Below are 24,647 nucleotides of genomic sequence, written 5' to 3'. Positions count from 1 at the left end.
GGCTCCTTTCGCGTGGGGGCGGGATGTGTTCCGTGGGTTCTCGAGAGAGGGCTCTCTGTGGGAGGGGGTGAACGGGCATGGCGGCCCAGACGGCGTCTCCTGACCCTCCCGCCAGCCATTTACCGAAAACCTCCGCCCAATGGCCTCCAGCCCCCTCATCCCTTGATCCCCGTGGACGTGATGCCTTCGAGGTAGTAGCGCTGGAAGATCATGTAGATGACGATCATGGGCAGCACCCCGATCAGGCTGGACGCCATGACCGCACCGAACTGGCCGCCCGCCTGCCCGCCGATGGCGTAGGTCGTGACCATCTGGGTCAGGGTCATCAGGCCTTCCTCGCGGTTGACGATGGCGGGCCACAGGAAGTCGTTCCAGCCGCCCATGAAGGTGAAGAGCCCCACGGTCACGATGGTCGGCAGCGACACCGGCCACAGGATCCGGAACAGGATGGTCAGTTCGCTGGCGCCGTCTATCCGGGCAGCGTCGATCAGATCCTGTGGGATGGTCTTGAAGGTCTGGCGGAACATGAAGATGCCGAAGGCACTCATCATTCCGGGCAGGATCAGCGCGGCGTAGGAATCGGGCAGGCCCAGGCGCACGATCAGCAGGTACAGCGGGATCAGCAGCAGCTGTCCCGGAATCATCATGGTCAGCAGGATGACGTTGAACACGAACTCGCGCCCGCGCCATTCCAGCCGCGACAGCGCGTAGCCGACGATCGACGAGAACAGCAGCACCGAGACCGTGATCGTGCCGTACACGAACACCGAATTCAGGATCGCCCGGCCGATGGGAATCTGCGTGAATACGGCCTGGAAGTTGCCCAGCGTGGGCTCGCTGGGAATCAGGTTCAGGCCGTACTGCTCGCGCGGTGACTTGAGCGCCGTCGAGACCATGAACAGGAACGGCAGCACGAAGGAGAACGCGCCCAGCAGCAGCAGCGCCCAGAACAGCGCCTGACGGGCGGGGATGGACAGGCGCTCCAGCCGGGCACGGGCAGGGGTGGCCGTCATCAGTACGTCAGCTCCTGCTCGACAAAGCGGCGTTGCAGGAAGGTGACCAGGAAGATGATGGCCGCCAGCACCACGCCGATGGTCGCGGCGTAGCCCATGCGCAGGAACTGGAAGGCCTCGCGGTACAGCAGCAGCACCACCGACAGCGTGGAGTCGATCGGGCCGCCGCCGGTCATCACGTAGGGCTCGACGAACAGGCTGAAGCCCCCGATGGTCGAGAGGATCACCACCAGCAGCATGGCCGGGTTCAGCAGCGGCAGCGTGATGTAGCGGAAGCGCTGCCACGCGGTCGCGCCGTTCAGGCTCGCTTCCTCGTACAGGGCGGCGGGAATGGCCTGGAGGCCCGCCAGGAAGATCATCAGGTAGTACCCGACGTTTTTCCAGGTCGCCATGATGGCGATGCTCGGCATGGCCCACTCGGGCGTGGTCAGCCAGCCCACAGGCGAGACCTTCAGGGTCGCCAGAAAGCCGTTGAGCAGCCCGTCGTCGGCGTACAGCCGCGTCCAGATGATCGCAATGATCGCCCCGGAGGTCACATAGGGCAGGAAGAAGGCCGTGCGGAAAAAACCTCGCATGGGCAGCTTCTCGTTCAGGATGACCGCCAGCAGCAGCGCCAGCGCGATCTGGAGCGGAATGTGGATCGACAGGAAGACCAGCGTGTTCTTCAGGGCCGTGAAGAACAGGTCGTCGCCCAGCAGCCGCTGGAAGTTGGCGCCGCCCACGAAGGGCTTGTCCGCACTGACGATGTCCCAGCGGTGAACCGTCAGGTAGAACGCGAACAGCAGCGGGTACGCGGTGAAGACCGCGAAATGGATGACGTAGGGGGCGGCGAAGAGGTAGCCCAGCGGGTTGGAGCGGGGCCGTCGGCGGCGTCCGGGCAGGGCAGCTCCAAGCGGTGACCGCGTGCTCTGGTTGAGAACCGGCTCATGCATGACGTGGCCTCCGGCGGCCGGCGTGTGCCGGTGCCCCTGCGTTCAGCTCCGATAGCGGGTTGTCGATGTGCGGGCTCTGCGTCAGTATGCTCGCGCCGCTGCGAGATCCGGCGCAGACTTAACGCTCACTCAAGGGTGATGGGCGCTGTGGTGAACACCTGTCTGGCCGCCGGTTCCGATCCGTCCCCGCGCGGTGGCCCCTTCCTAGCCGCGCCGGCCGGTGTGCACCTCGACCTTCGCCGCCAGCGTGCGGTAGAACGCCGGGCGCTGCAGGTACGCCAGGTGCCCGGCCTGCACGTTGCTGCCCAGCGGAAAAGCCGTGTCGTGAACGCCCGGCACCATGTCCGCTGCCGGAAAACTCAGGAGGTCACTCTCGCTCCAGACATTCCAGAAGTACCCCAGGTGGGGCCCGGCGGTGGGCGAGGCCGGGCCGCCGGCCATCAGGCCCAGTTCCACGAACGGCCCCACCTGGCTGCCGGCCGCGCACCAGAAGTCCACCCGCACGTCCCGCAATTCCGGCGCCGCGGGCAGGAAGGCCCCCAGCACGTCGTACAGCAGCACCCCGCCCAGGCTGTGCGTGAGCACGACCAGCGGCTCCCCACTGTCCAGCCGCGAGGCGTGGGCACGGGCCAGGGCGTCCAGCACCCGCTGCACGATGGGGCCAGGGGCGCCGGGCGTTCCCCGCCGGTCGAGATACACCAGCAGGTCGCCCAGGAAGATCGGCACGAACGACGTGATGGGCCGACGTACCGTCAGCAGCGCCCGCGACAGGTTGCGCTGCCGCTGCACGACCAGCGGCGCCGGCAGGTGGGGCCGCCGGATGGGAGGCATGGCCGGAGTCCGCGCCAGGGCGGCGGCCTCCAGAAAGGGCCACGCCTGGGCCGGCGGCAGGCCGCGCGCGACCTCGATCAGGTTGGCGTCCCGCGCCACGCTCCATGCCGCGCGGATCACGTCCGGCCACGCGCCGGCGGGAGTGCGGGAGAGCAGCCGCGCCTCCAGCGTTTCGCCCAGCGCGTCGCCGTGTGGCAGGTCACGGTCTGCCGGGGCGGGTGGTGGCGTGGGCGGCGCGTGGTGGGCGCCCAGGTCGCCCCAGTACACCGGCGCGATGTCCACCCCGTCCGGGTCTGCTGGGCGCAGCACGGGCGCGACCGTGTCCCGCAGGGCCGCGAGCATGGCCGGCCACCGCAGCCCCTGGGTGACCCGCCGCACCGACGCCCACTCCGGGTCGTGCTCCTCGCGGACTGCAACTCCGTGGATGAACAGCACCGGCATGGGTTCAGAGTACCTGTGGCCACCCGTTAGACTGCCGGTATGACGGCCCGCACCCTGTCCCGCTCGGCGGAGGACTACCTCAAGCACCTGTATGTGCTGGGGCAGGCCGGCAAGGTGAACACGCAGGCACTCGCCACGGCCCTGGAGGTTGCGCCCGCCAGCGTGACCGGCATGCTGCGCAAGCTGTCCGAACAGGGACTGGTGTCGCACGCACCTTACCAGGGGGCCCAGCTGACCGCCGAGGGCGAGCGCGTGGCGCTGGAGGTGCTCAGGCACCACCGGCTGCTCGAACTGTTCCTGCACCGCGCCCTGGGCGTGCCGCTCGACGAGGTGCACGAGGAGGCCGAGCGGCTGGAACACGCCCTGAGCGAGAAGCTGGAGGCCCGCATCGCCGCGTGGCTGGGGGATCCGACCCACGATCCGCACGGCGACCCGATCCCCACCCTGGACGGCGAACTCCCCACCCGCGCCGAGCGGCGGCTGTCGCAGCTCGCGCCCGGCGACGTGGGCACCGTGGCCCGCGTCCCCGACGGCGACGCCGGACAGCTGCGGGCGCTCGTCGAGGCCGGGCTGACTCCCGGCGCGGCCCTGGAGCTTCAGGCCGTGGACGCCGCGCTGGGCACCCTGACCCTCTCGCTGTCTGGTCGCCCACTGACCGTGTCCCTGGGTGTGGCCGCGCAGGTGCACGTGCACGCGCCTCCGCGGCGTGCCCCCCGGTGAGCCGCGAGGCGCTGAAGGCCCGGCGGCGCACCCAGGCCCGCACCCGTGCCCTGCGCTGGAGCCTGGTGCTGCTGGTCGTGGTCGTCGGGGCCGGAGTGGCGTGGCTGGCGCAGACCCCGGATTCACCGGTCGGGCGCCGCCCCACCCCGCCACGCGCCACGCTGACCGGCGCGGCCACCGTCATCGACGGCGACACGCTGGACATCGCCGGGACGCGGGTACGCCTGTACGGCATCGATGCGCCCGAGTCGGCGCAGACCTGCCGCCGCGCTGGCCGAACCTACGCCTGCGGGCAGGAGGCAGTCACCGCGCTGCGCGGGCTGCTGGGAGGCCAGGCTGTCACGTGTCAGCGCCGGGACACCGACCGTTACGGGCGCACCGTCGCCGTGTGCCGGGTCGGCGGCACGGACGTGAACGCCTGGATGGTGTCGCGCGGACATGCCCTGGCGTACCGGGAGTACGGCACCGATTACGTGCCCCAGGAGAACGAGGCCCGGAAGGCAAAGCGCGGCATGCACGCCGGCACCTACGTGAATCCCGCCGACTACCGCAGCGGCGACACGACGCCTGCCACGGCTGCGGCTCCAGCGCGGCGCACGCCCTACGCCTCGTGTGCCCAGGCCCGCGCGGCCGGACGTACGCCCGTCCTGCGAGGCGAGGGCGGCTACAACGTCAAGCTCGACGGCGACGGAGACGGGAAGATGTGCGAGTAGGTGCGGGTGGTCAGAGTGAGCGGGAAAGCAGGGTCAGCACCCGCCGCAGGTGATCCAGATGGGCACCCGCCCACTCGGTCTTGTCCTCAACGGCCCCCTGGATGCCGTCCACGTAGCCCAGCGCCCGGAACAGCTCGCCGCAGATCAGTGCGTCCGCGAACAGGGAGCGCAGATCCTCCGGGGGAGCGCAGTCCGTCCAGGCCTCCAGGTACGTGTCGCGGGCGGCGTCCAGCACCGCGCCATGCTGGCTCCAATCGCCGCTGACCTGTTCGTAGGGGAAGAAGTACGCCGGGTTCACGTCCAGAAAGGGGTGGGTCAAGCACACATCCGACCAGTCGAGCAGGGTGAGGCGGCCGTCCTGCGTCAGCAGGTTCCCGCCGTGCAGGTCACCATGCCCCAGCGTGCGCGGGATGGGACTGGCCGCCAGTCGGCGCAGGGCGGCCTCCAGCTGCGGCCGTGCCCGGCGCAGCGTGGCGGCCTCGTCGTCGCTCAGGCCGCCGTCCTGGCCGGGCAGCAGCATGTCGTCGGAGTGCAGGTGCTCCAGCCACGACAGCACGTACTCCGGCCCCCGGTCGCGCAGCGTCCAGCCGGGCAGATGCGGAATGCTTGAGCGCTGGAGCCCGGCCACGTGCGTCATCACGGCGTTCAGGTCAGGCGCGCGGCTCACCTCGTCCCCGGCATCCTCCAGCAGCAGGAAGCCCCGCTCCCGGTCGGCGGCCAGCACGGGCGGCGCGGCCCCCTCCAGTTCGCGGGCCAGCAGCGGCGTGACTTCGACCTCGCGCCCGAAAAAGGCCGGCACGGCCTTGAAATACACCGGCCCCGCCGCCGTGGGCACCCGCCACAGCAGACTGATCTGCCAGTGCTTGAGCACGGCCGGCTCCCCGCTGCGTTCCCGCCCCTGGGCGGTCAGTTCCTCGTCCAGCCACGCCAGCGCGGCCGCGTGCCAGCCGGGATGCGTCCACGGCACGTTCGACGGTGGCGTCCGGGCCGCCGTGATCCAGGCCCGCTGCATGTCACTCCACGCCCCGTCCGGCCGCCAGTCCAGCGCTGCGCCGTCGTCGGCATGCAGGTGCCACACCACGTCGGCGCGGCGCACGCCATCGACCTCGCCGTGGGACTGGAAGTGCAGCCGGCGCAGCAGGACGCCGGGCCAGCCCGCTCCGTGCGCCGCCTCGCGCACGTTTGCGCCGAAGTACGTCATCTGATCGGTGCTCAGCGTCTGAAGAGCCGCCCGGTCGCCCTGCGTGAACAGCAGGTGCAGCGTCGTCTCGCGGCGGGGCGTCGGCGCAGAGGTCATGCCGCTCAGCGTGTCACGGCGGGCACCACGCGCACATCGGCAGGATGGCCGGGTGGCTCAGCGGCTGTTGATGCCCTGGAACACCCGGTCGTAGGTGCCGGTCGCCACGGCGTCGCGCAGGAAGCGCACGTTCTGCACACAGATCTCGGGGGCCTCCGGCTGCGTCTCCATGATCTGCATGACCTCGGCGATATACGCGTCCAGCGGCATGCTATGGGGGCTGTCGCGGTGGCCGGGCATCAGATCCGTGCCGACGGCCGGCGGCGTGAGTTCCAGCACCTGCGCGGGCGTGTCCCGCAGCTGATGCCGCAGCGACTCGGTGTACGAGTGGATCGCGGCCTTGGTGGCGCTGTAGGTCGGCGTGGCGGCCAGCGGCACCGAGGCCAGTCCGGACGACACGTTCACGATCACCGGTCGTGGCTGTGCCAGCAGGTGCGGCAGCAGGGCGTGCGTCAGCCGGATCGGCCCCAGCAGGTTGGTGGTCACGGTATGCTCGGCCACCGCCGTGTCGGTCGCCGTCAGGATGTCCTCGGCCTGCATGATGCCGGCGTTGTTGATCAGGACGTTCAGGACGGGGTGCTCGGCAGTGACACGCGCAGCCAGGGCCGCGATGGACGCCGGATCGGTCACGTCCAGCACGTACGGGTGCAGCCCCGGGTGCGCCGCGACGGCCTCGTCCAGCGTGCGCTGGCGGCGTCCGGCGATCAGCACGGTATTGCCGCGTTCGTGGAAGGCCTGCGCCAGTCCCAGGCCGATGCCCGAGGCCCCGCCGGTGATCAGGATGGTGTTGCCGGTCATGTGCATGGTGGGCTCCTTGTCGTGCTTACAGCAGGGGAGAGTGGGCGGTGGGCACGAGGCGGGTGACGTGGGGTTCAGCGGCCAGCAGATGGCCGTGCCGCGCCAGCAGCGCGCGCCAGGTGTCGGTGTCGTACACGGCGGCGTACAGTTCCTGGCGCTGTGCCTCGCTGTCGAAGCGGCGGATCCAGCAGTAGGTGTCGGGGTCGGTGTCGTCCGTGAAGGACGCGACGTAGGTCATGCCCTGCGCGGTCTGGTAGGGCAGGATCTCGCCCTGCATGACCTGCACCCAGGTGTCGCGCTGGCCGGGCCGTGTGGTGTACCGGCGGAACTCGTAGAACATGGCACCTCCTGGTGGCAGCGGACAGGTGGTCGGCCCGGCTGCAGACCGAGCATAGATACGACACTCTCTGTTGGGAAGTAGGCACCCGGAAGTTCTATACTTTCCCTGTGGAAAGTCATGCCATGGACGGCGTGCCGCGCCCGGCCGGCACCCCGTGGCCCAAGGCCACCCCGGATGTCGAGGCGCTGGTGCGCGAGATGATCGGCCGGGTGGCCGACAAGTGGACACTCCTGATCCTGGAGGTGCTGGAGGAACACGGCACGCTGCGCTTCACGCAGGTCGGCGAGCACGTGGGCGGGATCAGCCAGAAGATGCTGACCAAGACCCTGCGGCAGATGGAATCCGACGGGCTGCTCACGCGCACCGTGTACCCGGTGATCCCGCCCCGCGTGGACTACACCCTGACCCCACTGGGCCTGAGCCTGAGCGAGGCCTTCTGCGCGGTGTGGGAGTGGGCCGAGGCCCACCACGCCGAGGTGATGGCCGCCCGGCAGACCTTCGCTGCACAGGCCGGCACGCCAGAATGGATGCATGATCCGCAGCTTCCGTCAGTCCAGGACAGGCCGTGAACAGACCGGCCAGTCTCTCCATCCGGTCTCGCCTCCAGATCACCGGAACTCCCTATGAGCGACCGTGACCTGAACTTCGCCCAGGAGATCCTGAAGGGCCGCTCGTGGCGCGACGTGCCCGACGACGAGGTGCTGGCCCAGGCCGAGCGGCTGCTGGACGGCTGGATGGGGAACGAGCACCGCATGGAACGCCCGAAGCTGTACGACCACTACGCGCTGCTGCTGCTCGCCCTGACGCGGCAGGTGCGGGCGCTCGAGACCCGCGTGGCGGAGCTGGAGGCGCACAGGGACGGCCGCCCGTGATCCGCGTGAAGATCTGCGGCACCACGTCCGTCCACGACGCGCTGCTCAGTGCCGAGGCCGGTGCAGACGCGCTGGGCTTCATCTTCGCGCCGGTCAGCAAGCGGCTCGTGTCGGCGCAGGTGGCCCGCGAGGCCAGCCTGAGCGTCGGCCCCGTCGTGGCGCGGGTGGGCGTGTTCCTGAACCAGGGGCTGGACGAGGTGCTCCGCACGGCCGAGGCCGCCCGCATGAGCGCCGTGCAGCTTCACGGCCCGCTGTCAAGACTTTACGTCCAGCAGGTCGCCGCGTATTATCCCGTTCTGCGCGTCGTGCGCCCCGCCGATCTGGCGGCGGAAGCGGGCGTGTGGACGGGCATTTCCGGCGTCACCCTGATGCTGGACGCGCCTGAACCGGGGGGCGGCGTGCCGCTGGACTGGGAGGCCCTGCGCCCCCACTTCCCGCCCGGTGCGTGGCTGGCCGGTGGCCTCGGTCCCGCGAACGTCGCCCGGGCGATCCAGGCCCTGCGCCCTGCGGCCGTGGACGCCGTGAGCCGCCTGGAAGTGTCGCCGGGCCGGAAGGATCCAGACGCTGTGCGCGCCTTTGTGCAGACCGTCCGGACAGCCGAAAGCGAGAGTTATCCACAGTGAAACGGCAGCCTGTGGATAACTCTGGAACAGCTGAAGGTCATGTCGCGGGGTCGTCTCCTGTTCGTTCCAGACAGGCTTTTGCCGCTCGGAGGCGGCGGTCGGGACTGGGGTTATCCACAGGTTGTCCACACCCATTGTGGATAAGCCTGTGGATAACTTTCGGCCCAGATGGTGCCCAGGATTAAAATTCAGCGGTCTCCACGCCGTCCAGCCCGAACCACTCTGCGATGACCCGGCCTCCCCCCACCACGTCCGCCGGGGAGCCGAGGTTGACCCCCGTTCCGGTGAACGGCACGCGGGCCTGGGTGTGGCTCTTGACCGACAGGTCTTCCAGATTGCCGTGATCGCTGCTCAGCGCCACCCGCGCGCCGGCGTCCAGCAGACCGGTCAACAGGGCGTCGATCCGCGCCAGGTAGGCCCGGCCAGCGATCAGTGCGTCTCCGGGCACGGGCTCGGTGCCCTCGTGCCCCAGCAGGTCGCTGAACCACAGGTCGGCCGCGACCAGGTCGTGCGTCCGGGCAGCGGCGGCCAGGCTGCTGCCCACCCGGATGACCGCGTCCAGCGGCTCCACCGGCGTCCACGGCGCCCGGAAGGCGAGGCCCAGCGTGGCCCCCACCCCCGGCACGCCCGGCGGATTCAGCGGCAGTCCCGCCGCCCGGAACGAGTACGGAAAACAGCCCATGCGGTTGCGGCGCGGCGACGTGGCCTGAGACTCGAAATACGCGGGCACGTAGTGGTTTGCCAGCGCCACGTGTGCCCCGGCCTGGGCCAGCCGCACCGGCAGCGACGAGGCCGCGAGCAGCCGCTGCAGCGTCGGCCCCGGGTGCGGGCCGTAGTGCTCGCCCATCAGGCGGACGGCGTCCATACCGGTCAGCCAGCAACTCTGCCCGGTGCCGGACTGCGGCAGGCCCGGTACACCCAGTGTGGCGTCCAGGGCATGTCCGGCATCCACCAGCGGGCGCAGTGTGGGCAGCTCCTGCTCCCACACACTGCCGGGCAGCGCGTCCGCCGGGTGCCCCACCCCGTCCAGCGCCAGCCACACGATGCCGCTCACGGGGGCAGGATAGCCGCTGGCGGCGGCGTCGACCGGGTCGACCGGCTCAGGGTCTGGCCGTCAGCCCGCGTCAGCCCTCCATGCGAAGACGTCCACGCCGGTTCCGTCCGGGTCGGTCACCGTCGCGTAACGCTGGCCCCATGGGGCGTCGAAGGGCTCCGGGGCATCGTACCCGGCGGCCCGCAGGCGGGTCATGGCGTCGTCCACTCCGGCGGGCGACGTGGCCTGCACCCCGATGCCGATCCGGCCCCCGGCGTCCGGGCGAATCCAGCCGGGGTTCAGCCCGCGCATCAGCGCCTCGGTCTCCCACGCGATCCGCAGCCCGCCGACCTCGATCTCGACGTGGCCCTGTGCCGTGTCCACGTCCTCCGGGATGGGCAGGCCCAGCGTGCGGTAGAAGGCCAGCGACCGGGCCATGTCGGACACGAGGATGCTCACGTAGTTCAGGGTCATGCGGCACGCTCCCGGTCTGGCGTGAAGGCGGAACGGCTGCGCAGGTAGATGCCCCACTGGCCCTGCTGCTCGCCGTACCTGTCGGCAATGGCCCACAGCTGCTGCGGGCTCAGGTCACCGTACATGGGCCGGGCCGCCCGCAGGAGTTCTTGCAGCAGAGGGGTTCCGGTGTTCCCGTACAGGCGTTCCACGCGCCCCAGCCCGCGCAGCAGGACAAAGAGCGCACTCCACTCCCCGATGCCGGGGAGGCCCAGCAGCCAGTCCCGCACTCCGTCGTACGGGGCGGCGGCCAGGTCGGCAGTCTGCACCCCCTGGAACGCCTGCGTGACCGCGTGCAGGCTCCGGGCCTTGCGCTCGTTCGGGATCAGGGCGTGGAAGTCTTCGGGGCTCAGCCCAGCCAGATCGCCCGGCTCCGGGAAGGCCGGGTGATCCTCCCACGTGCCCCCGTGCGCGTCCGAAAGCGTCCGCTTCATGCGCCGCGCCTGAGCCAGCGGCTGGCGCTGCGTGAGCACCGCCCAGCATGCGACCTCGAAGGGTGTTAGGAAGCGCGGCTGGTGGAAACCGTGCAGCGCCCGGACGACGGGCCCCATCGCGTCGTCCGGCCCAGCCAGCGTATAGAAGGGCTTCAGATCCACGTCCGCCCCCAGGAAGAAGGCGATCCGCTCGCGCAGTGCCTGCACCTGGGCAGCCTCCAGGGGGCGTTCCGGATGCAGGCTCACGTCCAGCCCCCCGCCGCCCGCACGCACCACAAAGCCCACGGTCTGCCCGTGCAGGCGCGTGGCCCCCCGCAGCTCGCTGACCGTATCCTGCTCGCCCTGCGTGGGTGGAAAGCCGGTCAGGAAAGTCAGCGTGTGGCTGAAGTCGAAGGGCGGCATGACTGGCAACGTCAGCGTGACCACGCTCATGCCGGCGCCTGCCAGAAGCCGAGCTGGTGCCCGTCGGGCGACTGCGCCGTGAATGTCCGCCCGAAGGGCATGTCGTGCAGCGGCTCGCTGATGGTCGCGCCGCGCCCCGCCACCTGGTCGTGGTAGGCCTGCACGTCGGGCACCGTGAAGTACACGGTCACACCCGTACCCAGCGGCGGCTGTAGTACTGGACTCGTCCGCAGGGCCAGCCCGGCCCCGCCCGACGGTACAAAGGCGTTCGCGCCGGGGCGTTCCTCGGTGACCTCGAAGCCGAGCACATCTGTGAAGAAGGCCAGGGCGGCGGCGTAGTCGGCGGTGTGCAGCGTCACGAAGCTCAGGTCTGTCTTCATGCCTCCATGCTGCCGGGGGCCAGTGACAGCCCTATGTCAGGAGCAACATGGTGAGATGGGCACCATCAGACTGGATGTATGTTACGCTGTGAACAGAATCAGGAGGCCCGAATCATGTCCTACACCGTGAATGTCCTCGACGAGACCACCGCGAGACCCCAGCCCATCCCCGCCCTGACGCTGGACTTCGAGACCGAGACCGTGAGTGTGCGCGAACTGATCCGCCGCCGCGTGTACGACGAGGTCTCCACGTACAACGCCGGGAATCAGGAATGCTTCCGGGGGCTGGTCGTGCCCGAGGGGATGGAACGCGAGCTGAACAGCCCCGGCCTGGCGCGCTCACGCCGCATCGACTGGGAGCAGCAGTCGGCCCGCGCCGTGGAGGCGTTCACCCGTGGCGGCATCATCATCCTGATCGGCGACCGGCAGGCCGAGGCGCTGGACGAGCCCGTGACGCTGCGGCTGGGGCACCCGCTGGACGTGACGTTTATCAAGTTGGTGCCGTTGGTGGGGGGGTAGGGGGATGGCCCTCTTCATGTCCAGCGGCCCCAGCGGCTACGAGATCAACGGGCAGGTCGTCCCGGAACGATATTTCAAGGCCTTCAAGGAGCTGAGCACACAGGTAAGTTACCCGCGAGAAGCTGAAATTACTCGCCTGAACGCCTTACTCGAAAGTGAGGAACTCCGCCACCCTCAATGGATACATCTGATCTGGCTTGCGATTGAAGATAAAGCCGACATCTTAGAGCCTGGTTTGGTGATTTCCGCTCGCCTAGCAGCCTGGATGCGTGTCAATCCAACTCCATTAACTTTGTTACGAGAACTGCGAGAGCTTTCCCAGCCTGCGCACGACTTGATTCTACGGAAACTTCGTGAAATCGAGGTCGGGGCACTATCTGCACCCACACTCAGGGCGTCGGTGATTGAGGCGTTGATCCTACTCGACAGGCTGAACGACCTTGAAGTCGCGCTGACCACGGCGAAGGGTCAGGAGGCGGCAGACCTCTGGCTTGCTGTCCTGCAAGAGCGTGCCAGGCAGGATATTTATGATGATCAACCACAGAGAGAGCCTTTGCCGTTGCCACCTGTTCCTGCGGGGCAGAATCGATACCTACTCCAGCGTGTTCTGAGCCTGCAAAACCTACCTCATCAGGGCACAGACGGGGTGACGTCAGGTATGCGAGGCGCTGTAAGGGCGTGGGATCGAGTGGTAAGAATGATGCTGAAACCGCTTGTCCAACAATTGGACGGCGAGGAATTGGCAGCTGTGATCCGAACACAGATGGAACCGTTCGCCAGTCCTCTGGTTTATTACGGCCAATGGTCGGGTAACGAGAGCTATCTCCATCCTCTCGTGGAGCAGGCATTCAGGCAGAACCGAATGACTCCGCTCGGTCTCGCGGCTGCCAGAAGATCTGCAATGGTCTCCTACTGGGGGCCAACCGCCGAGAAATACCCGTGGTGGGCACTCGTTGCGAACACCCTCACCCCCGAACTCAACCCCGGCGAGGCGTGGTCGGACGCCTTCCTGACCCGCCTGGACACTCTTCCCGCCGAGCAGCGGCAGCCCTGGCCCGCGCTGGTGGCCTTCGCGCGCACGGCGTCTGCGGGGAAGCCCACGGCGAAATGGCTGAAAGACGCCGAGAAGCACCTGAACGCCGTCGGCGCGGCGCCGTTCCGCGAGGTGCTGACGGCCGCGCTGCCGCTGCTGCCCCGGCCGCGTACCTTTCGCCTGAATCCCGTCCAGTACGGCGGCGATCCAAACCTGATGCTCGACGAATTCAACGCGCTGTCGCTCAAGGGCCTGCTGTGGATGGTGCCCCTGGTGGCCGACGACGCACTGATCCGGGTGGTGGCCGGCGTGGTGGAATCGGCGCTGAAGAAGGTGCCGGGCGTCGGCCCCCGTGCGCCGAAGATCGCCAACGCTGCGGTGTATGCCCTGTCGCGCACCGAGTCCGGCGCGGCCCTGTCGGCACTGGCGCGGCTGGCGACGACCGTGACCTTCAAGGGGACCTTGAAGGAAGTACAGAAGGGGCTGGACGTGGTGGCGGAGCGCCTGAACGTCACGCCGGACGAGCTGCTGGAACTGGGCGTACCCACCCTGGGCCTGACGGCAGTGGGCGAGCGCACGGACATGCTGGGCGACGTGGAGGCGCGGCTGACCATGGACGCGGCCGGTGCCCACCTGGGCTTCAGCCGGGACGGCAAGACCATGAAAAGCGTCCCGGCAGCTGTGAAGAAGGACTACGCCGAGGAACTGGCCGACCTGAAGGCCGCGCAGAAGGAGGCCGAGAAGTCCGTGGTGGCGCTGTCGCAGCGGCTCGACACTCTGATGATCCAGCCGCGCATGTGGGCCGGCGAGGCGTGGCTGGAGCGCTACCTGAACCACCCGCTGGCCGGCACGGTGGCGCGGCGGCTGATCTGGGTGGTGGACGGCGTGCCCGCGCTGTGGGCGGATGGTGAGATGCGGAACGTACAGGGAGAGAGCGTTCCCATCCTGCCGACCGCTGTAATCCGGCTGTGGCATCCTCTCGGGCGGGCGGTGGAGGAGGTGCTGGCGTGGCGTCGCCGGCTGGAAACGCTGGACATCCGCCAGCCGTTCAAGCAGGCGTGGCGCGAGGTCTACGTGCTGACCGACGCCGAGCGGCGCACGAATACGTATTCCAACCGCTTCGCGGGGCACATCCTGCGCCAGCACCAGTTCCACGCGCTGGCGGCGCTGCGCGGCTGGCGCAACCGGCTGCGGCTGATGGTAGACGATTCGTACCCGCCCGCCATGCGCGACCTACTCGCGTACGGCCTGCGGGCGGAATACTGGATCGAGGGCGTGGGCGAGAACTATGGCGAGGACAGCACCGAGTCCGGCAGTTACCTGCGCCTGAGTACCGATCAGGTGCGTTTCTACCCGCAGGGCGCTCCCGAGAACCACGCGCACGCCGGGGGCGGCGGGTACACCATGTGGGTGAACCAGACGCAGCAGCCCGTGGCCCCGCTGCCGCTCTCTCAGATTCCGCCCCTGGCGCTGTCGGAGGTGCTGCGCGACGTCGATCTGTTCGTGGGCGTGGCCTCGGTGGGCAATGATCCCACGTGGCAGGACGGCGGCCCCGGCGGACGTTTCCGTGAATACTGGCAGTCCTACTCGTTTGGCGAACTCACTGAGACGGCCAAGACCCGCGCCGCGTACCTGGAACGCCTGATCCCGCGCCTGAAGATCAGAGACCGCCTGACCCTGGACGGCCGCTTCCTGCGCGTGCAGGGCAACCGCCGCGCGTACCGGATTCACCTGGGCTCGGCCAACATCCTGATGGAGCCCAACGACCAGTACCTGTGCATCATCCCCGGTGGGAAGGGCAGCGGCCTCGACGTGGAGTTCGACGGTGACCGGGTGCTGTCGCTGGTGCTGTCCAAGGCGTTCCTGCTGGCCGACGACACGGCGATTACCGACCCGGTGATCCTCCAGCAGCTGGGGCGCTGAATAGTCCCCCTGGGACGGATAGGGCCGACGTCACGCCGGCGTCTGGTGGAACGTCAGGGTGTGACCGTCCGGCGTGCGGACGCTGAACATCCGCCCGAAGGGGCCGTCCTGCGGGGGCTGGATGACCTGTGCGCCCGCTGCCGCGATCCGGGCATGGTACGCATCGGCGTCCGGCACCCCGAACCACACGCTGACGCCTGCGCCGAGGTGATCCTGCGGTTCGTGCGGCAGGGGCTCACGGACAGCCAGCGTCGCTCCACCAGCCTGAGTGAAGACCGCCGCAGTGGGCGGGCCAGAGGTGGTCTCGAAGCCCAGAACCCCGGTGTAGTACTGGCGGGCGGCGGTGAGGTCGGTGGTGTGCAGGGCGATGAAATCGAGATTCGTGTGCATGGTGGTGCCTCCTGACGTCATGCTGCCGGGGGCCAGTGACAGCCCTATGTCAGGAGCGGTGTCACAGCGGTGTTCAGTTCCACCCCGGGGCTGAACTGATGCCCCTCGCTTCCACGTCCAACCGCTGCCGTGTCCGTCACTCCCCCTGAACCCTGCTGTCAGGAGCCTGCGAGCATACCCCGCGCCTCGGCCTGCACCAGTTCCCTCAGACCGTCCGGCTCCAGCACGCGCACGTCCGCGCCCCAGGACAGCACCCACGCCAGCACGTCCCGCCCGTCCCGCACGCGCAGGGTGACCTCCAGCCCGCCTCGCGCGGGCGTCACGGCGTGCTGAAAGAAACTCGGCCGCTCGCGCAGGGCCCGCTCCGATCCGGCGGGAAACTGCAGGCGCACGGTCACGTTCCGCCCCTCCCGGTCAGGTTCCGGGCCGGTGCGCCACGCAGGGTCGCGGTCGAAGGTCGTGGCCTCGACCGTCAGGTGCTCGATGCGGCTCAGGCGGAAGGTGCGCCGGTCGCTGCGCGCGGGATCGTAGGCCCCCAGCAGCCACGCGCCGTGCAGGTAGACCAGAGACAGCGGGAAGACCTGCCTCCCTCCGGGATCGCCGCCGGGTTTGTGGTACGTGAAGCCCACCACACGCCCGCCCAGCACCGCGCCGCGCAGCACGCGCAGGAGTTCGGCGTCTGCGCCCTCGTCGGGCGGTACCACGCGCAGGCGGCCACGCAGATCCTCGACCTCTCCGCGCCGACCGTCCGGCAGGGCCGCCGTCAGTTTCTTCTGCGCCGACTGCGCCGCCGCGCGGTATTCGGCGTCGAAGGCGGCACTCACGGCCTCTGCCCCCAGCGAGAGCATCACCGCCTCGGGCACGCTCAGGTGCAGCGGCGGCAGGAAATATCCCGGCATCAGCGAGTAGCCGCGTCCCGGCACGCTGAGCACCGGCACGCCGGCCTCGTTCAGGGCCAGCACGTCCCGGTACACGGTGCGCTCGCTGATGCCGAACTGCCGGGCCAGGGCGGCAGCGGTCGTCCACTCGCGGCCCTGGAGTTCCAGCACCACGGCCAGCAGGCGATCCGTGCGGTTCATGAAAGACAGTATGGCCGGGTGGGTCTGAACGTCGAACTGGGTCGCGTCCCGACCTCCCTACCGCGCCGCCCTCGGGTCGAACACGTCCCGCAGGCCATCCCCGAGCAGGTTGAAGGCCAGCACGGTCAGCAGGATCGCCACGGCGGGCGCACTCGACGCCCACGGGGCGGGGCCGATGTAGTTGCGCGTCTCGCTGACCATCGCGCCCCATTCGGGCGTGGGGGGCTGCGCCCCGAAGCCGATGAACCCCAGCCCGGCGGCGGTCAGGATGGCGCTGCCCACGTCGAAACTGCCCTGCACGAGCAGCGGGGCCAGCGCGTTGGGCAGCAGGTGCCGCACGGCGATGCGGCCCTGGGTCGAGCCAAGCGCACGGGCGGCCTCGACGAATTCCCGCTCGCGCAGGGCGAGCACCTGGGCACGGATGAGCCGCGCGTAGGTGGGCCACGACACCAGCGCCACCGCGATCATCACGTTCGTCAGGCTCGGCCCCAGCGCGGCCGAGATCGCCATGGCGAGGATCAGGCTGGGAAAGGCCAGGAAGATGTCGGTCACGCGCATCAGGCCCTCGTCCCACCAGCCGCCGCGCAGGCCCGCCACGAGGCCCACCGCCGATCCGACCAGCAGCGACGCCAGCATGACGCTGACGCCCAGACCCAGCGAGATCCGCGCCCCGTTCAGCACGCGGGCCAGCACGTCCCGCCCCAGCTGATCAGTGCCCAGCGGATGTGCTCCAGACGGCGCCTGGAGCCGCGCCCCGAGGTTCTGCGCCGCCGGGTCGCCCGTCAGCGCCGGCCCGAGCAGCGCCGCGGTGACCAGCAGGGCCAGCAGCACCAGCCCGACCATCGCGCCCGGATTGCGCCGGAAGCGCCGCCAGTTCGCGTTGCCAGTGGCGGCTGGCAGGGTGGACTCTGTTGGAAGGGGGGTGGCCGTCACGAGAAGCTGATCCTGGGGTCGAACAAGGCGTACAGCAGATCGACCAGCAGGTTCACGACCGAGTACGCCAGCCCCGCGATCAGCGTGACCCCCATGACCGCCGGGAAGTCCAGGCTGATGGCCGACGTGGTCGCGTAGCCGCCGATGCCCGGCCACGAGAAGATCGTCTCGGTCAGCACCGCCCCCGTGAGCAGCGACCCGAACAGCGTGCCCAGCACCGTCAGGATCGGCAGCGAGGCGTTGCGCATGGCGTGCCGCGCGATCACCCGGGCACGGGTCAGCCCCTTGGCCCGTGCCGTGCGGATGTAGTCCTGCCCGAGCACCTCCAGCAGCGCCGAGCGGGTCATGCGGGTCAGCAGCGCCGCCGAGAACATGCCCAGCACCAGCCCCGGCAGCAGCAGGTGCCGCAGCGCGTCCACGAAGACCTCGCGGTCACCGACCAGCAGGGAATCGATGGTCACCAGCCCGGTCTTCACGGGCGGCGGCAGGCTGTAGGCGTCCAGCCGCCCTGGCCCCGGCAGCCATCCCAGCTTCTCGTGGAACACGTTCAGGGCCAGGATCGCCAGCCAGTACACCGGGGTCGCCCCGCCCAGCAGCGCGAAGGTGCGGGCCAGCAGATCCGGCCACCGGCCCTGCGTCAGCGCCGCCACGATGCCCAGCGGCACCCCGATCAGCACCGCGAACACCACCGCGCCCAGCGTCAGTTCGAAGGTGGCCGGGAAGAACTGCCGCAGGTCGGCCGTGATCGAGTTCTGGGTCCGCAGCGACGCTCCCAGGTCGCCGCGCACGAGGTTCCCCATATACACCCCGTACTGCACCACCAGCGGTCTGTCCAGCCCGTTCTTCACCCGGAATTCCTGGAGCTGCTCCTCGCGCGCGTTGTTGCCCAGCGCCGCCGCTGCCGGATCGGCGGGCAGGGCGTGTGAGATCACGAAGGCCGCGAGCGACACGCCCCACAGCACGAACACCATCAGCGCCACGCGCCGCACGATATAGACGAGCAAAGGGGCTCCTTATGGGGCGGCTGAGGCTGCGGGTGAACCCCTCAGTCACCTGCGGTGACAACTCCCCTGGGGGGGAGCCAACGAGCAGATCCTTGCCTCCCTCTGGGGGGAGGTGCCCGAAGGGCGGAGGGGTTCGCCCTCAGCTCAACCGTGACTACTTCTTGCTGATCTTCTCGAACTGCACGTCACCGTTGGCGTTCTGGTTGAAGCCGCTGACGCTCTGCTGGATCACGATGGGCCGGCTGGGCTGGTACAGGATCGCGAAGGGGCCGTCCTTGACCACCAGCGCGGTGAGCTGCTTGTAGAGGTTCAGGCGCTTGGTCGCGTCCGTCTCGATGGCGGCGCTCTGGGCGAGTTTGCTGGCAGCGGCGTTCTGCCAGCCGTTGCGCCACGCCAGGGACTTGGCGTTGTAGTCGCTCAGAGGGGTGCCGTTCCCATCGGCGTCGGGGTAGTCCGGGCTCCACGAGACCTGGATCAGCGGGGCCTTCTGGGCGCGGTAGGCGGTCAGCAGCTCACTGTTCACCATCTGCTTGATGTTCAGCTTGATGCCCACCTTGGCGAGGTCGGCCTGGATCTTGGCGGCCAGATCCGCGCAGGGCACCCCGCCCGCGCATGAGCCGGTGCTGACCATGAAGTCCACGCTGAAGCCGCCTTCCTTGCCCGCCGCCTTCAGGAGTTCCTTCGCCTTTTCGGGGTTATAGGGGTAGTAGATCTTGGGGTCAGAGCCCGCCAGCCCGATGGGAATGATGGTCTGCGTCTTGCGGCCCAGGCCCTGGAGCAGCCCACTGATGATGCCGTCCTGGTCGATGGCGTAGCGCACGGCCTCGCGCACGCGGGCGTCCTCGAGGGGCATGCCCTTGGCCGAGTTCATGCCCAGGTACGCCAGCAGGAAGGAGTCGGCCTTCTGCGTCCTGAACTTCGTGCCGGCGGCCACGGCCTTGAAGGCGTCCGGCGTGTAGTTCATCGCCACATCGATCTCGCCGGAGTTGGCGGCAGCCTGCTGGGCGCTGGATTCCAGCATGTAGCGCAGGATCACACGCTTGATGGTGGGCGAGCGGCGGAACGCATTCGGGTTCGCGTCCAGCGCGACCTGGGCGCTGCGATCCCAGCGGTTCAGCACGAACGGCCCGCTGCCCGCCGAATGATCCTTGAGCCATGCTGTCCCGTAGTCCCCGCCCTGTTCGTGGGCCTTTGCCTCGGTCGAGTCGATCACGCCGCCGATATTGAAGGTCAGCAGCGCCAGCACGATGTTCGGGTTGGCGGTCTTGGGGATGTCCATCACGACCGTTTTCGCGTCTGGCGCCGTCACGCTGCCGACCTTCAGGTTCGCCACGTCGGTGTACAGGAAGCTCGACGGCGTCTTCAGGTTGATGACGCGGTTCACCGAGTACACCACGTCGGCCGCCGTCACGGGCCGCCCGGTGCTGAACTTCGCGTCCCGCAGCTTGAAGGTCAGGCGCGAGCCGGTGGCAGTCGGCGTGACCGTCCAGCTGCTCGCCAGCCGGGGCTTCAGGGTCGTGAGGTTGTTGCCCTCGTACGCCACCAGCGTGTCGTACAGGTTCCCCGTGACCAGCGAACCACTGAACTCGTACGACACGCCGGGATCCAGGGTGATCAGGTCACTGAAGTCCCCGCCGATCACCAGCGTGCTCTGGCGGGAGGTCTGCGCGGCGGCCGTGGCCAGCAGGCTCAGAGAGAGGGCGGCGGTCAGGGCAGCTTTCATCGAGTGACGCATACGGTACCCCCACGGTTCAGACACCAGAACTCAGGAATGCTCCACTTCACGTTCTTCAGACCCAGCTCACGGACACGGTCATTCTGGCACCTCCACCGGGGGTGTCCAGGCCAACGGGGAGTGGTGCGATCCACCCGTTACGCTGACTGAACCCACGCTGCTATGCCGCATGACCCTCTGGAGCACGTCATCGAACCCCTGTACGCCGCCTTCCGCCGCGTGCCGAAGCCGCCGCAGGTCGCCGGTGAGCCCTGGGAACTGACCGACCACTACCGCCGGTTCCTGCTCCGGGAACCTCTGCGCACGCTCACGGCCACCCACTTCCGAGACTATCTGTTCGTCATGCACGCTGCGCACGTGGGGCCGTGGTCGGAGTTCGCATACTTCCTGCCCCGGCTGCTGGAGCTGGTGGCACAGGGCGAGATCGATGACTTCAACTCGGAGTCCATTCTCAGGGTGGTGCGGGCCGCACTGGAAGATCACAGATTCACGCCGGCTCAGGCCGAGGCGGTGCGTGCTGTCCTCGCGCTGTCGGGCGGGGGGTTCGCAGACGTGGAAGATGACCCGGTCGCGCGGCTGGGCATACTCAGGCAGGAGGACACGTGAATCTCGCGCAGGCAATCGCACAGCTCTATATGGCCTTCGCTGATGTGCCAAAGCCAGTCACGCTGGACGGCTGTCCCTGCTGCACTGATCCGGCCCATCTGCACCGTATGGTCAGCACACCGCTCCGATTGCTGACCGTGGATGACCTCGCCAAGTACGGGGTCAAGGCCACCACCACGATTGGCGATGGAAGAGATTACCTGTATTTCCTGCCCAGACTTCTGGAAGCGGTCAGCGCGGAAGTCATCGGGTGTGATGCCGAGATCATCCTGGGTCGCCTGCGGAGCGGTGGATGCCCGCTGACCGTGCAGCAGCACGAGGCCGTCAGCGACTTCCTCCACGCATGGTGGGCTGAACTGCTGACAAGCGAGGACAATGTCTGTTTCAAAGTGAACGCTGTCCTGACCTCCGTCCACCTGTTCGGGGAGCCGTGGGCCTCGTTCCTGCGGGAATGGGACACCGCGCCACTGCCCCAGGCGATCCATCAGCTGGCGTGGTTCATCAAATCCGACGTTCATGCCATGGACGATGTCAGGCAGTTCAATGCGTTTCTGGACACTGCTGCTGAGCAGGAACTCGCCGCGCTGAGGAGCTGGTTGCTTCGCCCCGAGATAGCCAGACGCCTTGAAGTTGCCTTCTTTGCAGACCCGGACGGCCCAGTGGCGCAGGACATCAGCGACGCTTTGCTGTACCTGGGAAATCCGTCATGACCCCCGATCACCGCCTCCCGGTTGGCACCCACGTGACCCTCCGCACCGTACACGGAGAGAAGCTGGTGGGCGCGGCGGGCATCATCCTGAGGCAGCCGCCCGGCGATGGCCCCAGTGTCTACGCCGTGCAGTTCCCCGACGGCGTGGTGCTGGAGATCAACCGCGTGCATCTGGCCGTGCGCCGGAGCGAGCTCGAAGCCCTGCCGGAGCCGGGCACCGATCTGTGGCCTTATGTGCAGTACCGCTGCGTGATGGGCAGCCGCGCCTTCGGCCTGGACACCGACGCCAGCGATACCGACCTGCGCGGCTTTTTTCTGCCGCCCGCCCGGCTGCACTGGGGGCTGGCCGACCTGCCCGAGCAACTGGAGCGCCACTCGGAACACACCGAGGAGGTCTCCTGGGAGACCCGCAAGTTCGTGCGGCTGGCGCTCAGGGCCAACCCGAACGTGCTGGAGTGCCTGTATTCGCCGCTGCCGCTGACCGTGACCGAACAGGCGCAGGCGCTGCTGGACATCCGGGGGGCGTTCCTGAGCCGATTGCTGTACCAGACCTACAACGGCTACGTGCAGGGCCAGTTCCGGCGGCTGGAGCAGGGCCGCCGCGCCCACGGCGACATCCGCCCCAAGCACGTGATGCACCTGCTGCGGCTGCTGCTGAGCGGCATCCACGCCCTGCGAACCGGCGAGATCATGGTGAACGTGGGCGAGCACAAAGGTATGCTGCTGGCCGTCAAAAGCGGGCAGATGGACTGGGCCGAGGCGAACCGCTGGCGGCTGGAGCTGCACGCGGAATTCGATCGGGCGTTTGAGCGCACAACGCTGCCCGAGCGTCCCGATTTCGAGACGGTCGAGGCATGGCTGATCGCCGCGAGGCGGGCGGCGGTGGGCTGGTCGGGGTAGGCCGGGACGCCTACGGAGTGTGCGCGGTGTGCGGACGCGGCGGGGACGTGGGGCCGGGCAGACTGCGGAGCGGTGGAGAGTCTTCCGCCGGAAATCACCATCAATACTCTAAGGAACCCCGTATGGCTGAACGTCAGGTGGTCAAGGAACACGCCCGCCTCTTTCCCCATCCGAACGCCGAGCGGCTGGAGCTGTGCAAGGTGGGCGCCTTCCAGCTCGTGGTGCGCCGGGGCGAGTACCGCGACGGCGACGTCATCATCGTCGCGCCGGAGCGCTCGCTGTTGCCGCCGCACTACGCGCAGCTGTACGTCAGCGCCGACACGGGCGCGTCGTATCTGCACGGCCCCGAGAAGAACCGGGTCGGATCGGTGCGGCTGCGCGGCGAGCTGTCGCAGGGCGTGATCATTCCCGGCGAGGGGCTGGAGGGACTGCCCTTCGGCGAGGATCTGTCGGCCGCCCTGGGCATCACCTTCTGGGAGCCGCCGATCCCGGCGAACATGGCGGGGGCCGTGGCCCCGCTGCCGGTGGCCCGGCACTACCAGCACCACGACGTCGAGCAGTTCGGCATCTATGCCGACGAGTTTCAGGGCGGCGAGCCGGTCGTCGTGACCGAGAAGCTGCACGGCTCGCAGGGAGTGTACTTCCGTACCGGCGGCGTGTGGTACGTGACCAGCAAGGGCCTATCGCGCAGTGGTCTGTCGCTGCTGGACAGCGCCGCCAACGTGTACTGGCAGGCGGCGGGCAACGTGGGCCTGTTCGCGGCGGCCGACGCGGCTGTCCCGGACGGCGAGCTGCAGGTCTTTGCCGAGGTCATCCCGGTGCAGAAGGGCTTCGGCTACGGGCAGCAGAAACCGACCCTGCGGGTCTTCAAGCTCAGCGTGGCCGGGCAGGTGCAGCCCCGTGCCGACTGGCCCGAGTGGTTCCAGACCTACGGCGTTCCCGTGCTGTACGAGGGGGCCTACGACCCGGAGCACATCCGCAGCCTGCGCGGCGGGCTGGAGACCGTGTCGGGCTCGGGCCTGCACATCCGCGAGGGCCTAGTGCTCACGCCAGCCGTGCCGCGCCCCAGTGGCGACGGCAGCGACCTGAGCGTCAAACTCGTCTCGGACGCCTACGCCCGCAAGGAAACCGGCGAGGAGCTGAGCTGAGGATGGAGTCGCCACCGGAAGGATTCATGCTGAACATCATCGATATCGAGGCCACGTGCTGGGATGGCCCGCCACCCGCCGGGCAGACGAACGAGATCATCGAGATCGGCGTGTGCGTGCTGGATATGCAGAGTCTGGAACGGGTCGAGCGGCGGAGCGTCCTCGTGCGCCCAGAGCGTTCCGAGGTCAGTGCTTTCTGCACCGAACTCACGGGCCTGACGCCGGCCGAGGTCGTGGGCGGCATCAGCTTCCGGGAGGCGTGCGAGGAACTGCGCCGGACGTTCCACACGGACTCCCGCCCGTGGGCCAGCTGGGGCGACTACGACCGCAAGCAGTTCCAGCTGCAGTGCGCGGCGTCCGGCGTGCCATATCCGTTCAGCTCCCGGCATACCAACGCCAAGAAGGTGTATACCGAGGCTCACGGGCTCAGAAAACGGCCCGGCATGGCGCAGGCGCTGGCCGCCGCCGGGTTGCCCCTGGAAGGCCGACACCACCGGGGCGTGGATGACGCCTGGAACATCGCGGCGCTGGTCGCGGGCCTGATCCGGGAGGAACAATGGACACCCTGACCTTCCCGCCACAACTCCAAGCTGCCGCTCACGACCACCCGTACCCGCTGCTGTTCGCCACGGTCAGCGGGGCGCACCTGTACGGCTTTCCCAGCCCAGACAGCGACTGGGATCTGCGCGGCGTGCATGTGCTGCCTGTGCGGGACGTACTGGGTCTGGAGGATGTGCCAGAGACGTACTCGCTGGAACGGGATGACGGGCAGGTGGAACTCGACCTCGTCACCCACGACGCCCGCAAGTTCGCCCGCCTGCTGCTGACGCGCAACGGCTACGTGCTGGAGCAGCTGCTGTCGCCGCTGGTGGTTCACACGTCGGCGGCGCACGCGGAACTGGTGGCCCTGGCCCCCGGCGTGCTGACGCGCTGGCACGCGCACCACTACCTGGGCTTCACGGCGAACCAGTGGAAGCTGCTGCACAAGGAGGCCGTACCCCGCGTCAAGCCGCTGCTGTACGCCTTCCGCACGGTGCTGACCGGCCTGCACCTGATGCGTTCGGGGGTGGTCGAGGCGAATCTGGAGGTGCTGAACGGGGATGCGCGGCTGCCGTTTTTAGATGACCTGATCGCCTTGAAGCGGAACGGAGCCGAGCAGGAACCGCTGCCCGCGCCACTGGAGACCTACCGCGCCGAGCATGAGCGGCTGGTTCAGGCGCTGGAGGCGGCGAAGGACAGCACGCACCTCCCGGACGCCGTGCCGGAGGACGTGCGCCGCGCCGTCAGCGACTGGGTGGTGCGGGTGCGGCTGGGATCGGGCTGAGG

General features: G+C 68.7%; 28 protein-coding genes. 13 read left to right on the top strand and 15 right to left on the bottom strand.

What is annotated here, in order from left to right; translation table 11 throughout:
* Positions 1-155: 155 nt before the first annotated feature.
* The 3 genes from U2P90_RS01900 to U2P90_RS01890 all read right to left on the bottom strand — a co-directional run bounded on the left by U2P90_RS01900 (position 156) and on the right by U2P90_RS01890 (position 3,217).
* Positions 156-1,013, bottom strand: coding sequence for a carbohydrate ABC transporter permease (locus U2P90_RS01900; RefSeq protein ID WP_322473557.1), 858 nt, complete (start codon positions 1,011-1,013; stop codon positions 156-158).
* On the bottom strand, positions 1,013-1,945 hold the full coding sequence (locus tag U2P90_RS01895) for a carbohydrate ABC transporter permease (RefSeq protein WP_322473556.1): 933 nt from the start codon (positions 1,943-1,945) through the stop codon (positions 1,013-1,015). The genes U2P90_RS01900 and U2P90_RS01895 overlap by 1 nt, the downstream gene beginning before the upstream one ends.
* Before the next feature lie 204 nt (positions 1,946-2,149).
* Positions 2,150-3,217 (bottom strand): hypothetical protein, encoded by a 1,068-nt coding sequence (locus U2P90_RS01890; protein ID WP_322473555.1) that lies wholly within the window; start codon positions 3,215-3,217, stop codon positions 2,150-2,152.
* Between the two features lie 39 nt (positions 3,218-3,256).
* Here U2P90_RS01890 and U2P90_RS01885 point away from each other — a divergent pair, with 39 nt between their 5' ends.
* Together U2P90_RS01885 and U2P90_RS01880 are read left to right on the top strand one after the other, a co-directional pair.
* Positions 3,257-3,937 carry a metal-dependent transcriptional regulator gene (locus U2P90_RS01885; protein ID WP_295820046.1) on the top strand — a complete coding sequence of 227 codons (681 nt, stop codon included), beginning with the start codon at positions 3,257-3,259 and terminating at the stop codon, positions 3,935-3,937.
* On the top strand, positions 3,934-4,650 hold the full coding sequence (locus U2P90_RS01880) for a thermonuclease family protein (RefSeq protein ID WP_322473554.1): 717 nt from the start codon (positions 3,934-3,936) through the stop codon (positions 4,648-4,650). Before U2P90_RS01885 ends, U2P90_RS01880 begins: the two co-directional genes overlap by 4 nt.
* 10 nt (positions 4,651-4,660) lie before the next feature.
* Here U2P90_RS01880 and U2P90_RS01875 read toward each other — a convergent pair whose 3' ends face one another.
* The 3 genes from U2P90_RS01875 to U2P90_RS01865 are packed head-to-tail and all read right to left on the bottom strand — an operon-like array spanning position 4,661 to position 7,085.
* Entirely contained in the window at positions 4,661-5,947 is a 1,287-nt protein-coding gene (locus tag U2P90_RS01875; RefSeq protein ID WP_322473553.1) for a phosphotransferase, read from the bottom strand.
* Between the two features lie 57 nt (positions 5,948-6,004).
* On the bottom strand, positions 6,005-6,745 hold the full coding sequence (locus U2P90_RS01870; RefSeq protein ID WP_322473552.1) for an SDR family oxidoreductase: 741 nt from the start codon (positions 6,743-6,745) through the stop codon (positions 6,005-6,007).
* Between the two features lie 25 nt (positions 6,746-6,770).
* Positions 6,771-7,085: a putative quinol monooxygenase gene (locus tag U2P90_RS01865; RefSeq protein ID WP_322473551.1), complete on the bottom strand. Its 315-nt coding sequence runs from the start codon at positions 7,083-7,085 to the stop codon at positions 6,771-6,773.
* Positions 7,086-7,192: 107 nt separating this feature from the next.
* Here U2P90_RS01865 and U2P90_RS01860 point away from each other — a divergent pair, with 107 nt between their 5' ends.
* The 3 genes from U2P90_RS01860 to U2P90_RS01850 are packed head-to-tail and all read left to right on the top strand — an operon-like array spanning position 7,193 to position 8,580.
* Positions 7,193-7,654: a winged helix-turn-helix transcriptional regulator gene (locus U2P90_RS01860; RefSeq protein WP_322473550.1), complete on the top strand. Its 462-nt coding sequence runs from the start codon at positions 7,193-7,195 to the stop codon at positions 7,652-7,654.
* Between the two features lie 54 nt (positions 7,655-7,708).
* The gene (locus U2P90_RS01855; protein WP_322473549.1) at positions 7,709-7,957 is read left to right on the top strand and encodes a hypothetical protein; all 249 of its coding nucleotides are present in this window, start codon (positions 7,709-7,711) and stop codon (positions 7,955-7,957) included.
* The gene (locus U2P90_RS01850) at positions 7,954-8,580 is read left to right on the top strand and encodes a phosphoribosylanthranilate isomerase (protein ID WP_322473548.1); all 627 of its coding nucleotides are present in this window, start codon (positions 7,954-7,956) and stop codon (positions 8,578-8,580) included. Before U2P90_RS01855 ends, U2P90_RS01850 begins: the two co-directional genes overlap by 4 nt.
* Before the next feature lie 181 nt (positions 8,581-8,761).
* On the opposite strand, the gene U2P90_RS01845 is transcribed toward U2P90_RS01850, so the two are convergent.
* Genes U2P90_RS01845 through U2P90_RS01830 form a run of 4 tightly spaced genes read right to left on the bottom strand, consistent with a single transcriptional unit; the run spans position 8,762 to position 11,342 of the window.
* A complete protein-coding gene (locus U2P90_RS01845; RefSeq protein ID WP_322473547.1) occupies positions 8,762-9,634 on the bottom strand; it encodes a metalloenzyme domain protein in 873 nt (290 codons plus the stop codon).
* Between the two features lie 60 nt (positions 9,635-9,694).
* Positions 9,695-10,087, bottom strand: coding sequence for a VOC family protein (locus tag U2P90_RS01840; protein WP_322473546.1), 393 nt, complete (start codon positions 10,085-10,087; stop codon positions 9,695-9,697).
* The gene (locus tag U2P90_RS01835; RefSeq protein ID WP_322473545.1) at positions 10,084-10,992 is read right to left on the bottom strand and encodes a DNA-3-methyladenine glycosylase family protein; all 909 of its coding nucleotides are present in this window, start codon (positions 10,990-10,992) and stop codon (positions 10,084-10,086) included. Before U2P90_RS01835 ends, U2P90_RS01840 begins: the two co-directional genes overlap by 4 nt.
* Positions 10,989-11,342, bottom strand: a complete 354-nt coding sequence (locus U2P90_RS01830) for a VOC family protein (RefSeq protein WP_322473544.1) — start codon at positions 11,340-11,342, stop codon at positions 10,989-10,991. The genes U2P90_RS01835 and U2P90_RS01830 overlap by 4 nt, the downstream gene beginning before the upstream one ends.
* Positions 11,343-11,456: 114 nt before the next feature.
* On the opposite strand from U2P90_RS01830, the gene U2P90_RS01825 reads away from it, so the two are divergent.
* Entirely contained in the window at positions 11,457-11,861 is a 405-nt protein-coding gene (locus U2P90_RS01825) for a hypothetical protein (RefSeq protein WP_322473543.1), read from the top strand.
* 901 nt (positions 11,862-12,762) lie between these two features.
* Positions 12,763-14,817 carry a DUF4132 domain-containing protein gene (locus U2P90_RS01820; RefSeq protein WP_322473542.1) on the top strand — a complete coding sequence of 685 codons (2,055 nt, stop codon included), beginning with the start codon at positions 12,763-12,765 and terminating at the stop codon, positions 14,815-14,817.
* Between the two features lie 30 nt (positions 14,818-14,847).
* Here U2P90_RS01820 and U2P90_RS01815 read toward each other — a convergent pair whose 3' ends face one another.
* From U2P90_RS01815 to U2P90_RS01795, 5 genes are all read right to left on the bottom strand, one after another.
* A complete protein-coding gene (locus tag U2P90_RS01815; RefSeq protein WP_322473541.1) occupies positions 14,848-15,207 on the bottom strand; it encodes a VOC family protein in 360 nt (119 codons plus the stop codon).
* A 158-nt stretch (positions 15,208-15,365) separates the two neighbouring features.
* Entirely contained in the window at positions 15,366-16,286 is a 921-nt protein-coding gene (locus tag U2P90_RS01810; RefSeq protein WP_322473540.1) for a helix-turn-helix transcriptional regulator, read from the bottom strand.
* A gap of 57 nt (positions 16,287-16,343) precedes the next feature.
* Positions 16,344-17,219 (bottom strand): nickel transporter permease, encoded by an 876-nt coding sequence (gene nikC, locus U2P90_RS01805; protein WP_322473539.1) that lies wholly within the window; start codon positions 17,217-17,219, stop codon positions 16,344-16,346.
* Positions 17,216-18,223 (bottom strand): ABC transporter permease, encoded by a 1,008-nt coding sequence (locus U2P90_RS01800; RefSeq protein WP_322473538.1) that lies wholly within the window; start codon positions 18,221-18,223, stop codon positions 17,216-17,218. Before U2P90_RS01800 ends, nikC begins: the two co-directional genes overlap by 4 nt.
* Positions 18,224-18,377: 154 nt before the next feature.
* Positions 18,378-19,946: an ABC transporter substrate-binding protein gene (locus U2P90_RS01795; protein WP_322473537.1), complete on the bottom strand. Its 1,569-nt coding sequence runs from the start codon at positions 19,944-19,946 to the stop codon at positions 18,378-18,380.
* Between the two features lie 174 nt (positions 19,947-20,120).
* Between U2P90_RS01795 and U2P90_RS01790 the strand changes: the two genes are divergently transcribed.
* The 6 genes from U2P90_RS01790 (at position 20,121) to U2P90_RS01765 (ending at position 24,645) form a co-directional block, all read left to right on the top strand.
* Positions 20,121-20,564 (top strand): hypothetical protein, encoded by a 444-nt coding sequence (locus U2P90_RS01790; RefSeq protein WP_322473536.1) that lies wholly within the window; start codon positions 20,121-20,123, stop codon positions 20,562-20,564.
* A complete protein-coding gene (locus tag U2P90_RS01785) occupies positions 20,561-21,274 on the top strand; it encodes a hypothetical protein (protein ID WP_322473535.1) in 714 nt (237 codons plus the stop codon). The genes U2P90_RS01790 and U2P90_RS01785 overlap by 4 nt, the downstream gene beginning before the upstream one ends.
* Positions 21,271-22,173, top strand: coding sequence for a DNA polymerase beta superfamily protein (locus U2P90_RS01780; RefSeq protein WP_322473534.1), 903 nt, complete (start codon positions 21,271-21,273; stop codon positions 22,171-22,173). The genes U2P90_RS01785 and U2P90_RS01780 overlap by 4 nt, the downstream gene beginning before the upstream one ends.
* Positions 22,174-22,295: 122 nt before the next feature.
* On the top strand, positions 22,296-23,321 hold the full coding sequence (locus tag U2P90_RS01775; protein WP_322473533.1) for an RNA ligase (ATP): 1,026 nt from the start codon (positions 22,296-22,298) through the stop codon (positions 23,319-23,321).
* A 26-nt stretch (positions 23,322-23,347) separates the two neighbouring features.
* Entirely contained in the window at positions 23,348-23,890 is a 543-nt protein-coding gene (locus U2P90_RS01770; RefSeq protein WP_322473532.1) for a 3'-5' exonuclease, read from the top strand.
* On the top strand, positions 23,878-24,645 hold the full coding sequence (locus U2P90_RS01765; RefSeq protein ID WP_322473531.1) for a DNA polymerase beta superfamily protein: 768 nt from the start codon (positions 23,878-23,880) through the stop codon (positions 24,643-24,645). The genes U2P90_RS01770 and U2P90_RS01765 overlap by 13 nt, the downstream gene beginning before the upstream one ends.
* The last annotated feature ends 2 nt before the right edge of the window (positions 24,646-24,647 follow it).

This window comes from Deinococcus sp. AB2017081 (assembly GCF_034440735.1).
In the GTDB taxonomy this organism is placed as follows: Bacteria; Deinococcota; Deinococci; order Deinococcales; family Deinococcaceae; genus Deinococcus; species Deinococcus rufus.
The sequence above is the reverse complement of the archived record's forward strand: the minus strand, read 5'-3'. Positions and strand labels throughout refer to the sequence as shown.

What these genes read in the sequence shown, in the direction of transcription:
- U2P90_RS01900 (WP_322473557.1), bottom strand. Translation starts at nt 1,013, where the DNA reads ATGACGGCCACCCCTGCCCGTGCCCGGCTGGAGCGCCTGTCCATCCCC.
- U2P90_RS01895 (WP_322473556.1), bottom strand. Translation starts at nt 1,945, where the DNA reads ATGCATGAGCCGGTTCTCAACCAGAGCACGCGGTCACCGCTTGGAGCT.
- U2P90_RS01890 (WP_322473555.1), bottom strand. Translation starts at nt 3,217, where the DNA reads ATGCCGGTGCTGTTCATCCACGGAGTTGCAGTCCGCGAGGAGCACGAC.
- U2P90_RS01885 (WP_295820046.1), top strand. Translation starts at nt 3,257, where the DNA reads ATGACGGCCCGCACCCTGTCCCGCTCGGCGGAGGACTACCTCAAGCAC.
- U2P90_RS01875 (WP_322473553.1), bottom strand. Translation starts at nt 5,947, where the DNA reads ATGACCTCTGCGCCGACGCCCCGCCGCGAGACGACGCTGCACCTGCTG.
- U2P90_RS01870 (WP_322473552.1), bottom strand. Translation starts at nt 6,745, where the DNA reads ATGACCGGCAACACCATCCTGATCACCGGCGGGGCCTCGGGCATCGGC.
- U2P90_RS01865 (WP_322473551.1), bottom strand. Translation starts at nt 7,085, where the DNA reads ATGTTCTACGAGTTCCGCCGGTACACCACACGGCCCGGCCAGCGCGAC.
- U2P90_RS01855 (WP_322473549.1), top strand. Translation starts at nt 7,709, where the DNA reads ATGAGCGACCGTGACCTGAACTTCGCCCAGGAGATCCTGAAGGGCCGC.
- U2P90_RS01840 (WP_322473546.1), bottom strand. Translation starts at nt 10,087, where the DNA reads ATGACCCTGAACTACGTGAGCATCCTCGTGTCCGACATGGCCCGGTCG.
- U2P90_RS01835 (WP_322473545.1), bottom strand. Translation starts at nt 10,992, where the DNA reads ATGAGCGTGGTCACGCTGACGTTGCCAGTCATGCCGCCCTTCGACTTC.
- U2P90_RS01830 (WP_322473544.1), bottom strand. Translation starts at nt 11,342, where the DNA reads ATGAAGACAGACCTGAGCTTCGTGACGCTGCACACCGCCGACTACGCC.
- U2P90_RS01825 (WP_322473543.1), top strand. Translation starts at nt 11,457, where the DNA reads ATGTCCTACACCGTGAATGTCCTCGACGAGACCACCGCGAGACCCCAG.
- U2P90_RS01820 (WP_322473542.1), top strand. Translation starts at nt 12,763, where the DNA reads ATGGTCTCCTACTGGGGGCCAACCGCCGAGAAATACCCGTGGTGGGCA.
- U2P90_RS01815 (WP_322473541.1), bottom strand. Translation starts at nt 15,207, where the DNA reads ATGCACACGAATCTCGATTTCATCGCCCTGCACACCACCGACCTCACC.
- U2P90_RS01810 (WP_322473540.1), bottom strand. Translation starts at nt 16,286, where the DNA reads ATGAACCGCACGGATCGCCTGCTGGCCGTGGTGCTGGAACTCCAGGGC.
- U2P90_RS01795 (WP_322473537.1), bottom strand. Translation starts at nt 19,946, where the DNA reads ATGAAAGCTGCCCTGACCGCCGCCCTCTCTCTGAGCCTGCTGGCCACG.
- U2P90_RS01790 (WP_322473536.1), top strand. Translation starts at nt 20,121, where the DNA reads ATGCCGCATGACCCTCTGGAGCACGTCATCGAACCCCTGTACGCCGCC.
- U2P90_RS01780 (WP_322473534.1), top strand. Translation starts at nt 21,271, where the DNA reads ATGACCCCCGATCACCGCCTCCCGGTTGGCACCCACGTGACCCTCCGC.
- U2P90_RS01775 (WP_322473533.1), top strand. Translation starts at nt 22,296, where the DNA reads ATGGCTGAACGTCAGGTGGTCAAGGAACACGCCCGCCTCTTTCCCCAT.
- U2P90_RS01770 (WP_322473532.1), top strand. Translation starts at nt 23,348, where the DNA reads ATGCTGAACATCATCGATATCGAGGCCACGTGCTGGGATGGCCCGCCA.
- U2P90_RS01765 (WP_322473531.1), top strand. Translation starts at nt 23,878, where the DNA reads ATGGACACCCTGACCTTCCCGCCACAACTCCAAGCTGCCGCTCACGAC.